This is a genomic window from Streptomyces sp. NPDC091972, assembly GCF_044756385.1.
GTDB lineage: Bacteria > Actinomycetota > Actinomycetes > Streptomycetales > Streptomycetaceae > Streptomyces.
Genome location: NZ_JBIVSV010000019.1, coordinates 145,499 through 156,430 on the forward strand (window position 1 = coordinate 145,499; position 10,932 = coordinate 156,430).

Sequence of the window (10,932 nt, forward strand, 5' to 3'; positions counted from 1 at the left end):
GACCTGCCCTGGGCGGGCGCTCCGTCCGAGCTCAGGGCCGGGGGCTGTGCGGGCAGCGTGCCGGGCCGCTCCGCCGGGACGCGGGGCGGGACTCGGTGTGCGTGCGGTCGGGCTCGGTGCGGCGACCATGCTCAGGTGGGCGCGCTGTCCTGGGGCCGACGGTCGGCGGCCGGACCGGGCAGGGGTGCTCGGCCCCACTCCGGTGGGCTGCCGAGCGGAGTCGGTGTGCGTGAGGTCGGGCTCGGGGCGAGGCGTACCCCGGGGTCCGGCAGAGGCGTGTGGTCGCTCAGAACACCAGCGCCGTCCCGCAGGCAGCCAGCGCCACCGTGCACAGCGCCGCCGTCGCGGCGGTTCGCGGGACGAGGGGCGGTGGGGTGTCGGACGAGGTCAGGGTGCGGATGCGGTGGTGGGCGAGGTACAGGAAGCCGAGCCACAGCGCGCAGCACAGGGCGCAGGCCACGAGTGCGGTGGGGGAGGGGCCGCCGTGCAGGGCCGTCTTCACGGCGAGTACGGCGGAGACGGTGCCCGAGAGGGTCGTACGGCGCCAGGCGAGCCGGGTGCGTTCGGGCTGGAGCCCCGGATCGCGCTCGGCGGCCGCGTCCTCGCTCATCCCTCCCACCCGACGAGCACGACCACGACCATGGCCACGGCGACCACCGCGACCACCAGGCTCAGCAGCGCCGGGAACCGCGACACCGGCAGGTCCTCGCCCTTGCGCATCGCCCGCTCGCACCGCACCCAGTGGTTGACCGCCCGCAGCGAGCACAGCACGCCCGCGGCGAGCAGCGCGAGCGCCAGGCCGACCCGCCAGCCCCAGCGCAGATCCGGCAGGAACTGGTCCACCGCGAAGCCGCCGCCGATCAGCGCGAGCGCGGTGCGCAGCCAGGCCAGGAAGGTGCGCTCATTGGCCAGGGAGAACCGGTAGTCGGGCGTACGGCCCTCCCGCCGCACCTCCTCGGGGGCGAACCAGACGCGGACGTTCCGTGCGAAATCGATCACGCGCACGAGCCTATCCGGGACAGGTCCCGGACCAGGGGCTCACCCCGTCGACCGGTACGCCCTGAGCCGCTCGTAGGCCGCCAGCCCGTCCGGCACCCACTCCCACTCCCGAAGGCGCAGCTCCACCTCGTCCTCGCTGAGGAAGTCGTGCCAGGCGACCTCCTCCACCTGGGGGCTGACCGGGAACTCGCAGCGGACCTCGTAGACCGCGGACCACCAGGTCCGACCGGCGCCGTCGTCGTACAGGAACTTGAAGAGGTACTCCGGCCGGGGCAGGCCCTCCACCCCGAGCTCCTCCTCCGCCTCGCGCAGGGCCGCGTCGTCGTAGGACTCACCCGCCCCGACCACTCCGCCGACGAACATGTCGTAGAGGGACGGGAAGACCAGCTTGCCGGGTGTCCGACGGTGCACGAAGAGCCGACCCTGCGCGTCCCTGGCCTGAACGAACACGCAGCGGTGCCGCAGGCCCTTCGCGTAGGCCTCCCCGCGGGGCGACTGTGCGACGACGTTGTCGTCCTCGTCGACGATGTCGAGAATCTCGTCAGCAGCGCTCATGGGCCCATCCAAGCAGCCGTCCCGGCCGGCGCGGGCGTCAGCTCGGCTGGAGGTCCCTCGTCGGTTCCGTGCGGTTCGTTCCGCAGGGCATCGCCGGGTGCATGCCCAGCAGGACGATGCCCGCGACGACGGCCGCGAGGCCCAGGGCCTCCCAGGTCAGCGCGACGGTGTCGGTGCGCAGCCGGTCGCCCAGGAAGCCCACCCCGCACACGATCCCGGCGAGCGGCTGGGCCGCGGTCAGGGCGGGCAGCGACATCCGCAGCGGCGCGGTCTCGAACGCGCTCTGCACCAGGACGAGCCCGGTGACGCCCAGTGCCAGCACGGCGTACGGCTGCCAGCTCGTCAGCAGCTCGGCGAGGCCGCCCGCGGAGAAGCGCTGGCCGCTGACCCGGGTGAGGGCGTCCTGGACGCCGTACAGCAGTCCCGCCGCCAGGGCCAGCAGCACCGGGCCGGAACTGAGGCGGGAGCGCTTGGCGTACGTCGTGAGCAGCAGGGCCAGTCCGATCATCGCGCCGATGATCAGCCAGTGCCGGAAGGGGTCGGCGACCGCCGTACCGCCGCGTGGCTCGCCCGCCACGATGAACGCGGTCACCCCGCCCGCCAGCAGCGCGAGTCCCGCCCAGCCCTGGCGGCCCAGCGGTTGCTTGCTCTGCTTGCGGGAGAGGGCGAGGGCGAAGAGCAGGTTCGTGGCGAGGAGGGGTTCGACCAGGGACACCTCGCCCTGACCGAGCGCGATCGCGCCCAGCGCCATGCCGGCCACCATCAGTCCGATGCCCCCGAGCCAGCGCGGCACCTTCACCAGGTCGAGGAGCAGCCTGGGGGAGAGGAAGTCGCTCAGCGGGGCCTGGCGCGCCGCGTTCTGCTGCAGCACGAAGCCGAAGCCCAGGCAGCAGGCAGCACCCACGGCGAGAATCAGAACCAGAACCGACACGCTGCGTACCTCGATCGTCCGGCCGGGCGGCGGGGTGATAGTCGCCGACTGTAGCGTCCCAGCGCCCGGCTTGCCCCTGGGAGTACCCGGATCCGGGCCGTCGACTCGGCCGCCGAACCTTTCTCGGCGCCGGGGTGTCCCGCCCGTGGTGCGGTGGGGGGTGTCCCGCCATGGTGCGGTGCGTCGGAGGCCGACGCCATGGCGTACGCCACAGAAGCGGGGCCTTGACCTGTTCCCACCAGCACCGTGTCGTCACAACTTCCCCTCACGTATGGAGAGTTGACGCGTGTAACGCGCCTTCGGCCCTTGACGCAAACCATTGGCGGAGGGTTGGCTGTCCGTGATCAGCCGATGGCGCTGCGAATCGGCCCGGCACCCCCTTCCGCCCCTTCCGCCCCATCCACCACCCCCCCGCCCACCGCACTCCCTGTTCCGTGAGGAAAACCCACACGGTGTCCCCGCCCCCACCCCCCTTCGGCCGCGGTCGCAAACGCGCGTCCCACGCCTTCGACGCGGCCCTCGACGACGCCGAACTCATCGACGCGCGCGCCGCGTTGGCACAGGGCAGGTGGCAGGCGGTCAGGGCGCTGCTCACCCGGACGGGTGATGAGTGGGACCGGCGCGGCCACCGCGTCACGGTGCTCGCGGCCGAGCCGTACAGCGACGCCTGGGCGAGGGAGTGGCTGGTGGCCGAGCCCGACTCCGCCGACGCGGCCGTGCTGCTCGCTCTCGCCCTGGTCCAGCTGGTCCGGCGGGGCAAGGGGAAGCCCGCCGCGGCCCGCGAGGCCTGCCGGACCGCGGCCCGCCTCGCACCCGCCGACCCCACGCCCTGGCTCGGCCTGCTCCTGCTGGAGCGCGACCACGGCACGGCGGACGAGGTCGCCGCCGTCTTCGGGGAGGTCCGGCAGCGGCACGCCGACCACCACCACGCCCACCACCTGATGGTCGCCCGGCTCGCCGAGCACCGCGCCGGGACCGGCCCCGACCCGCTGCACGAGGTCTACGACTTCGCCAACTGGGCCGCCGAGCAGGCCCCCGCCGACTCACCGCTCGCGATCCTGCCGGTCATCGCGCACGCCGAGCGCTACCGGGCCCTGGCCGCCGCCGGGCACGAGCCGCACGACCCCGCCGCCTCCGGCCACTGGTCCGGACGCCGGGCCCGGCAGGTGATGAAGGCGGCCTTCGACTGGTGGCTGGAGTGGGAGCACGAGGGCCACCCGCGCCGGCTGGTCGACCTCAACTTCCTCGCCCACGCGAAGGTCTGCGAGGGCCGCGGCGCCGAGGCCGCCGCCCTCTTCCACCGCATCGGCGAACGCCCCACCCCGGCCCCCTGGTCCTACCCGGACCGCGAGCCGTACTCAGCCTTCCGTGCCGCCCGCGACCACGCGCTCGGCACGGTGTGACACCCCCGAACCCCAGAAGGACGGTCCCCATGGCCACCGAGAGTTCCAGCAAGAGCAGACCAGGCATCAGTACGTTCAAGGGACAGGAGCGCGCGCTGCGGGCCGGCCGGCTCGGCACCGGGGGCCTGCTGCTCTCCGTCCTCGCGGCGACCGCGCCCCTCATGGTCGTCGCGGGTGTCATGCCCACTACATTCGCGGTGATGGGGATCGTCGGCCAGCCCCTCCTGTTCGTCCTGCTCGGGGTCGTCCTCGTCCTGTTCAGCGTCGGCTACGCCGAGATGAGCCGCCACGTCCACAACGCGGGCGCCTTCTACGCCTACATCTCCCGCGGCCTCGGCGGCACGGCCGGCGCGAGCGCGGCCCTCGTCGCCCTGGTCGCCTACAACGCCCTCCAGGTCGGCATCTACGGCATCTTCGGCTTCGAGGTCTCCGGACTGTTCGCCACCTACGCCGACCTGTCGGTGGCCTGGTGGATACCCGCGCTGACGGCCGCGCTGGTCGTCGGCGCGCTCGGCTGGCTGAAGATCGACGTCAACGCGCGGGTGCTCGGCGTCCTGCTGATCGTCGAGGTCGCCCTCGTCGTCATCTTCGACATCGCCGCGGTCGCCGACCCGGCGGCCCAGGGCCTGTCCCTGCACGCCTTCAACCCCGACACCCTCAGCGGCGCAGGGGTCGGCACCGCCCTGTGCTTCTGCATCGCCGCCTTCCTCGGCTTCGAGCAGGCTCCGGTGTACGCCGAGGAGACCAGCCGCCCGCACATCCTGGTGCCGCGCGTGATGTTCCTCGCCGTCGGCGGCGTCGCCGTCTTCTTCGCGCTCAGCAGCTGGGCCCTCACCGTCGCCACCGGTCCCTCGGCGATCGTGGGCGAGTCCCAGAAGCAGAGCGCAGGACTGCTGTTCGGCCTCACCGAGTCACGCCTCGGCGGCACGTTCACCGACGTCCTGCACATCCTGTTCGTGACCGGCATGTTCGCGGCCATGCTCAGCTTCCACAACGTCGTCGCCCGCTACGCCTTCGCCATGGGCCGTGAGGGCCTGCTGCCCGCCGCCTTCGGCCGTACCAACAGCGCGAGCGGTGCGCCCGGCACCGGCTCTCTGCTCCAGACCGCCGTGTCGGTGGTGGTCGTGGCCGTCTTCGCGATCGCCGACGACAGGCCCACCGGCGACCCGACCGTGCCGGTCCTGCACCTGTTCACCTGGTTCGGCAACATCGGCTCGCTCGGCGTGATCGTGCTGATGGCGGCGGCCTCCGCGTCCGTCGTCGTCTTCTTCGTCCGGCGCGGCGCGGCGGCCGCCCAGGCCTGGCGGCTGGTCACCTCGGCCCTCGCGGGGCTCGCCCTGCTGGTCATCGCCGTGTACACGGTGAAGGACTTCGACGTCCTGGTCGGCGCGGGCCCCGGCTCCTCACTGAGCTGGGTGCTGCCGGGCATCGTCGGCCTCGCCGTGCTGGTGGGCCTGGCGCAGGGACTGCTGATGCGCGCCCGCAGGCCCGAGGCGCACGCGCGGATCGGGCTCGGCAACGAGGCGTTCCAGTTGGAGAAGGCGGCCGAAGAGGCGTCGTGACTCGTTGAGAGCGCCGTGAGAAGTGGTTACGGAAGTCTGACGAGCACCCGCGACTCCTGGCTCCACGGGCGTCGCGGGTGCTCGAATGGTGAGGTGAACTCCGAACAGCCCGAGGAACAGCGCGGTACGCCGATCGGCCGCCGGGTCCTCCTCGGCACCCTCGGCCTGGGCGCGCTCGGCGTCGTCGCCGCGCCCACCCTGCAACGCGGCCTGGAGGCCTTCCTCGGCAGCGCCGCCGACAAGGACCCCACCGGCCTGACCGGGCTGCTCCCCAACGGGGGCGGCTTCCGCTACTACTCGGTCACCTCGTCGGTGCCGCACAAGAACGCCGGGAACTACCGCCTGAAGATCGACGGCCTGGTCTCCCGCCCCCGCACCTACACCCTGGCCGACCTGCGGGCGCTGCCCCAGACCCGGATGGTCAAGGACGTGCAGTGCGTGACGGGCTGGCGGGTCCCGGACACGCCGTTCGAAGGCGTACGACTGTCCGCGCTGCTGGACGCCGCCGGGGTGACCGCCAAGGCGGGCGCCGTCCGCTTCACCTGCTTCGACGGGGCGTACTCCGAGAGCCTCACCCTCGAGCAGGCCCGCCGCCCGGACGTCCTGGTCGCCCTGCGCATGCAGGACAAGGACATCGGCCACTCCCACGGCGGCCCGGTCCGCCTCTACGTGGCCCCCATGTACTTCTACAAGTCGGCCAAGTGGCTGTCCGGCATCACCGTCACCGAGGACGTGGAGCCGGGCTACTGGGAGGACCGCGGCTACGACGTGGACGCCTGGGTCGGCCGTTCGAACGGGCGGGACGATGAACCTACGAGTTGACGCCCCGCCCCAGGCACGGATCCGGCGCTTCGGCCGCTCCCAGAAGTGGGTGCACCGCGCGACGGCCGCCCTGATGGGTGTCTGCGTGGCCACGGCCGCCTGTCTGTACATCCCCCAGTTCGCCGAACTCGTCGGCCGCCGCGAGCTGGTGGTCCGCGTTCACGAGTGGGCGGGCCTGGCCCTGCCGGTCCCGGCCCTCGTGGGTCTGGTCTCTCGCGCCTTCCGCGCCGACCTGGGTTTCCTCAACCGCTTCGGCCCCCACGACCGCGTCTGGCTGCGCGCCGCCCTGCGCCGCGACCGACGCCGGACGTCCCGTCCCGCGGGCAAGTTCAACGCGGGTCAGAAGGTCTACGCCTCCTGGATCGCCGGTGCGACCCTGGTGATGCTCGGCACGGGCCTGCTGATGTGGTTCACCCACCTCACCCCCATCCAGTGGCGCACCAGCGCGACCTTCGTCCACGACTGGCTGGCCCTCACCATCGGCATCGTCCTCGCGGGCCACATCGGCATGGCGCTGGCCGACCCGGAGGCCCGACGCGGCCTGCGGACGGGCTCGGTGAGCCGGGAGTGGGCGGAGCGGGAGCATCCGCTGTGGCGGCCGTAGCGTGACGTCCCGGCACGGGGTCCCTACGGCGTGGCCTTCCGTTCGTCGGCCCGCAGGCCGCGCAGGGACCACAGTCCGTACAGCGCCAGCAGCGGTTTGACGGCGATCCACTCGCCGGGGCGGTAGTCGTCCGCGCGCACCAGCCGCTCCGCCAGATCCGGGCGCTGCCGCCGCAGGTAGGCGCGGGCCTTGAGCGCGTGGGCCGGCTGGGAGACGATCTTGATGCGGTCCACGTCCTCGAGCAGCGGGATCACGTTCGTGATGTTCTCCCACGTCGTCGTGGACCGGTCCTCCAGGAGCACCGGGCCGTCGTACCCGAGCGCCCCCTTCGCGTAGTCGGCCATCAGACGGGCCTCCGTCGCGCCCCTGCCGGTCGTCCCGCCGCTGAGAATCAGGCGGCCCTCGTGCGTACCGTCGGCGGTGAGGGAGCGGACTCCCGCGCGGACGCGCCAGCGGTTGATCAGGTTCGCCGTGTCCCCGGGGTTGCGGTACCCGAGCACCACCACGGCCGAGGAGGAGCCCCTGCCGTCGCCCACGAGTGCGCGGGACCAGCGCCGGTTCAGCCACTCGCCCCAGGCCAGAGCCGCGGCCCCGGCCACCACCAGTCCCGTCCTTCGCCGCATGCGGGGACTCTAGAGCACCTCGGTACCGGTTCCCCAGGCCCCGGCGGCAACGGCGACGGGCGAGGCCGGAAACCGCGCCTCGCCCGCCCCGGGTGCCCTCGTGGCCGTACCTAGATGACCAGTGACAGCAGCAGCACCAGACCGCCCGCGACCACCGAGATGATCGTCTCCATGATCGACCAGGTCTTGATCGTCTGGCCGACCTCCAGACCGAAGTACTCCTTGACCAGCCAGAACCCGGCGTCGTTGACATGGCTGAAGAAGAGCGAGCCGGCGCCGATGGCGAGGACCAGCAGGGCCGTCTCCCCGGTCGACATGCCTTCCGCGAGCGGGGCGACCAGACCGGCCGCGGAGATCGTCGCCACCGTGGCCGAGCCGGTCGCGAGCCGGATCGCCACCGCGATCAGCCAGGCCAGCAGGAGGGCCGGGATCGACCAGTCCTTGGATATGTCCAGGACCATCTGACCCACACCGCTGTCGATCAGGGTCTGCTTGAAGCCGCCGCCCGCCCCGACGATCAGCAGGATGCCGGCGATGGGCGCGAGGCCCTTCTCGACGAGCGGGGAGAGCCGCTCCTTGCCGAAGCCGGCCGGGCGCAGCAGCGTGAAGATGCCCACGAGCACCGCGGCCAGCAGGGCGATCATCGGGGAGCCGATGACGTCGAAGACCCGCTGGGTGAGGTTGTCGGGGTCGTCGATCACGATGTCGACCAGTGCCTTGGACAGCATCATGACGACCGGGAGGAGGATGGTCGCCAGCGTGGGGCCGAAGGCGGGGCGCTTCTCCAGTTCCTCCGAGGCGCGCTGCGGGATCATCCGGTCGGGGGCCGGCACGTCCACCCAGCGGGCCGCGTACCGCGAGAACAGCGGACCGGCGATGATCACCGTCGGGACGGCGACCAGGACGCCGAGTGCCAGCGTGACGCCGAGGTTGGCGCCGACCGCGTCGATCGCGACCAGCGGGCCGGGGTGCGGCGGGACCAGGCCGTGCATCACGGACAGGCCGGCGAGGGCCGGGATGCCGATGCGCATCAGGGAGTAGTTGCCGCGCTTGGCGACCATCAGCACGACCGGGATCAGCAGGACGACGCCGACCTCGAAGAACAGCGGCAGACCGATGACGGAGGCGATCAGGACCATCGCCCACGGCATCGAACGGCCGCCCGCCTTCGCGAGGATCGTGTCGACGATCTGGTCGGCGCCGCCCGAGTCGGCGAGCATCTTGCCGAGGATCGCGCCGAGGGCGATCAGCACGCCGACACCGGCGACCGTGGTGCCGAGCCCGGTGGTGAAGCTGGCGATGGCCTTGTCGAGCGGCGCTCCGGCGACCGCGCCGAGCACGAGCGTGCCCAGGGTCAGCGACAGGAAGGCGTGGAGCTTGAACTTGGTGATGAGCAGCACGATGACGGCGATGCCCGCCAGGACGGCGATGCCCAGCTGGGCGTGACCGGCCGAGGTGATCGGCTCGGGTGCGTCCGCTGCCAGCAACTCGACGCTGAGTCTGGTCACGGGGGGTTCCCTTGCAGGTACGGGGACGTTCTTCGGAAAGGGGTGTTACGGGAGTTCGGCGAGCGCCTTCGCGGCCCGCCCGGTGATGTCCTCCGGGCTGCCGGAGACGTCCACCACGACGCCGGCCTCGTCCTCCTGGAGGGGCTGGAGCGTGGCGAACTGCGAGTCCAGCAGTGCGGTGGGCATGAAGTGCCCCTGCCGGTGCGACATCCGGTCCTCGATGAGGGAGCGGTCGCCGGCCAGGTGCACGAAGACGACCCCGGGCGCCTCGGCCCGCAGCCGGTCGCGGTACGACCGCTTCAGCGCCGAGCAGCTGACCACGCCGCCCAGTCCCGCCCGCCCGTGCGCCCAGGAGCCGATGGCGTCCAGCCACGGCCACCGGTCGTCGTCGGTGAGCGGGGTGCCGGCCGACATCTTGGCGATGTTGGCCGGCGGGTGGAAGTCGTCGCCCTCGGCGTAGGGGACGCCGAGCCGGGCGGCGAGCAGGGGACCGATGGTGGTCTTGCCGGTGCCCGCGACGCCCATGACCACGACGACTTTCGGGGTACTCATCGCTGCCTCACTGTCTGCTGTCCTCGTCGACACCTTCGATGCCGAGCAACTGAAACCCATTAGGTAGGACTAATTCAAGACTCTGTGACAAATAAATCTGACTTTTTCTGGGCGTGACGCGCCCCGTACGCTGAGTGCATGAGCACATTGGGCCGGGGGCTGCACGGACGCGTACTGGACGCCCTCGGACCCGCGATCACAGCGGGCGAGTACCCGCCGGGCAGTGTTCTGCGCACCGACGAACTCGCCCAGCGTTTCGACGTCTCACGGTCCGTGATGCGTGAGGCGGTCCGGGTCCTGGAGTCCATGCACCTGGTCGAGTCCCGCCGCCGCGTGGGCGTGACGGTCCGCCCGAAGGCCGAGTGGAACGTCTACGACCCCCAGGTCATCCGCTGGCGGCTGGCCGGCGCCGACCGCCCCCAGCAGTTGCGCTCACTGACCGTGCTGCGCTCGGCGATCGAGCCGGTGGCGGCGGGCCTGGCCGCCAAGCACGCGACCGCCGAGCAGTGCGCCGAACTCACCGAGTGCGCGCTCGGCATGGTCGCCAACTCCAAGGGCCACCGCCTGGAGGGCTACCTCCTGCACGACATCGCCTTCCACCGGGTGATCCTCAACGCCTCCGGCAACGAGATGTTCGCCCGCCTCGGGGACGTCGTCGCCGAGGTCCTCACCGGCCGCACCCGCCACGAGGTCATGTTCGAGGACCCCGACCCGGCCGCCGTCACCCTCCACGTCCGGCTCGCCGAGGCCGTCCGCGCGGGCGACGCGGGCCATGCCGAGGCGCTGACCCGCGAGATCGCGGAGGGCGCCCTCCAGGAGCTGGACATCCTCGCTCCCTAGTCCAGGAACTCCCCGTCCAGGTACACCCAGGCCCCGTCGACCCGTTCGAAACGGCTGCGCTCGTGCAGGGAGCCGCCCTCGAACGACGCCCGGAAGGTCACCGTGCCGGTGGTGTGGAAGGCCGAGCCGTCGGTCGTGTCCAGGATCTCGAGCCCGGTCCAGCGCATACCCGCGTCGAGATCCAGCGCGCCGGGACGGGACCGGGGGTGCCAGGTCCGCAGCAGGTACTCCCGCTCCAGCTTCACGAAGGCGCTGTAGCGCGACCGCATCAGCGCCTCGGCGGTCGGCGCCGCGGCCTCACCCCGGTGGAAGCGGCCGCAGCAGGCGTCGTAGGTCCCCGCGAGACCGCAGGGGCAGGAGGAGGCGGCACGCGGCCGGGGCTTCGAGGCACGTCGGGACATGATCGCCATTCTCCCGCAACCGCGCCGGTGCGAGGCCCTAGCTGTATTGATCACGAGCGTTGTTAACGCCGCCAGGGCTTGATCATGGCGAAGACCTCCGGTGTGGTGGAGCTGTCTAGGACTGCACCGCAC

Annotated in this window: 13 protein-coding genes; 5 read left to right on the forward strand and 8 right to left on the reverse strand. The window is 72.1% G+C overall.

What is annotated here, in order from left to right:
- Positions 1-286: 286 nt before the first annotated feature.
- From ACIQJT_RS38875 to ACIQJT_RS38890, 4 genes are read right to left on the reverse strand one after another with little or no spacing between them, the layout of a single operon-like run.
- Positions 287-610, reverse strand: coding sequence for a DUF202 domain-containing protein (locus ACIQJT_RS38875; RefSeq protein ID WP_402650289.1), 324 nt, complete (start codon positions 608-610; stop codon positions 287-289).
- Entirely contained in the window at positions 607-999 is a 393-nt protein-coding gene (locus ACIQJT_RS38880; protein ID WP_365457577.1) for a DUF202 domain-containing protein, read from the reverse strand. The genes ACIQJT_RS38875 and ACIQJT_RS38880 overlap by 4 nt, the downstream gene beginning before the upstream one ends.
- A gap of 39 nt (positions 1,000-1,038) precedes the next feature.
- On the reverse strand, positions 1,039-1,554 hold the full coding sequence (locus ACIQJT_RS38885; RefSeq protein ID WP_365457580.1) for an NUDIX domain-containing protein: 516 nt from the start codon (positions 1,552-1,554) through the stop codon (positions 1,039-1,041).
- A 37-nt stretch (positions 1,555-1,591) separates the two neighbouring features.
- A complete protein-coding gene (locus ACIQJT_RS38890; RefSeq protein ID WP_365457583.1) occupies positions 1,592-2,485 on the reverse strand; it encodes a DMT family transporter in 894 nt (297 codons plus the stop codon).
- 452 nt (positions 2,486-2,937) lie between these two features.
- On the opposite strand from ACIQJT_RS38890, the gene ACIQJT_RS38895 reads away from it, so the two are divergent.
- The 4 genes from ACIQJT_RS38895 (at position 2,938) to ACIQJT_RS38910 (ending at position 6,876) form a co-directional block, all read left to right on the forward strand.
- Positions 2,938-3,888, forward strand: coding sequence for a hypothetical protein (locus ACIQJT_RS38895; protein WP_365457586.1), 951 nt, complete (start codon positions 2,938-2,940; stop codon positions 3,886-3,888).
- 29 nt (positions 3,889-3,917) lie between these two features.
- The gene (locus ACIQJT_RS38900; RefSeq protein ID WP_365457589.1) at positions 3,918-5,450 is read left to right on the forward strand and encodes an APC family permease; all 1,533 of its coding nucleotides are present in this window, start codon (positions 3,918-3,920) and stop codon (positions 5,448-5,450) included.
- Positions 5,451-5,543: 93 nt separating this feature from the next.
- Positions 5,544-6,272 carry a molybdopterin-dependent oxidoreductase gene (locus ACIQJT_RS38905; RefSeq protein WP_365457592.1) on the forward strand — a complete coding sequence of 243 codons (729 nt, stop codon included), beginning with the start codon at positions 5,544-5,546 and terminating at the stop codon, positions 6,270-6,272.
- A complete protein-coding gene (locus ACIQJT_RS38910) occupies positions 6,256-6,876 on the forward strand; it encodes a cytochrome b/b6 domain-containing protein (protein ID WP_402650290.1) in 621 nt (206 codons plus the stop codon). Before ACIQJT_RS38905 ends, ACIQJT_RS38910 begins: the two co-directional genes overlap by 17 nt.
- A gap of 23 nt (positions 6,877-6,899) precedes the next feature.
- Here the strand turns inward: ACIQJT_RS38910 and ACIQJT_RS38915 are convergent, their stop codons facing one another.
- The 3 genes from ACIQJT_RS38915 to ACIQJT_RS38925 all read right to left on the reverse strand — a co-directional run bounded on the left by ACIQJT_RS38915 (position 6,900) and on the right by ACIQJT_RS38925 (position 9,559).
- Positions 6,900-7,499, reverse strand: coding sequence for a YdcF family protein (locus tag ACIQJT_RS38915; protein ID WP_402650291.1), 600 nt, complete (start codon positions 7,497-7,499; stop codon positions 6,900-6,902).
- Positions 7,500-7,609: 110 nt separating this feature from the next.
- A complete protein-coding gene (locus tag ACIQJT_RS38920) occupies positions 7,610-9,007 on the reverse strand; it encodes a gluconate:H+ symporter (protein ID WP_365457601.1) in 1,398 nt (465 codons plus the stop codon).
- A gap of 45 nt (positions 9,008-9,052) precedes the next feature.
- Positions 9,053-9,559 (reverse strand): gluconokinase, encoded by a 507-nt coding sequence (locus ACIQJT_RS38925; protein WP_053848735.1) that lies wholly within the window; start codon positions 9,557-9,559, stop codon positions 9,053-9,055.
- Between the two features lie 138 nt (positions 9,560-9,697).
- Here ACIQJT_RS38925 and ACIQJT_RS38930 point away from each other — a divergent pair, with 138 nt between their 5' ends.
- Positions 9,698-10,399, forward strand: a complete 702-nt coding sequence (locus ACIQJT_RS38930; RefSeq protein WP_365457604.1) for a FadR/GntR family transcriptional regulator — start codon at positions 9,698-9,700, stop codon at positions 10,397-10,399.
- On the opposite strand, the gene ACIQJT_RS38935 is transcribed toward ACIQJT_RS38930, so the two are convergent.
- Positions 10,396-10,800 carry a YchJ family protein gene (locus ACIQJT_RS38935; RefSeq protein ID WP_402650292.1) on the reverse strand — a complete coding sequence of 135 codons (405 nt, stop codon included), beginning with the start codon at positions 10,798-10,800 and terminating at the stop codon, positions 10,396-10,398. The genes ACIQJT_RS38930 and ACIQJT_RS38935 overlap by 4 nt on opposite strands.
- Positions 10,801-10,932: the final 132 nt, after the last annotated feature.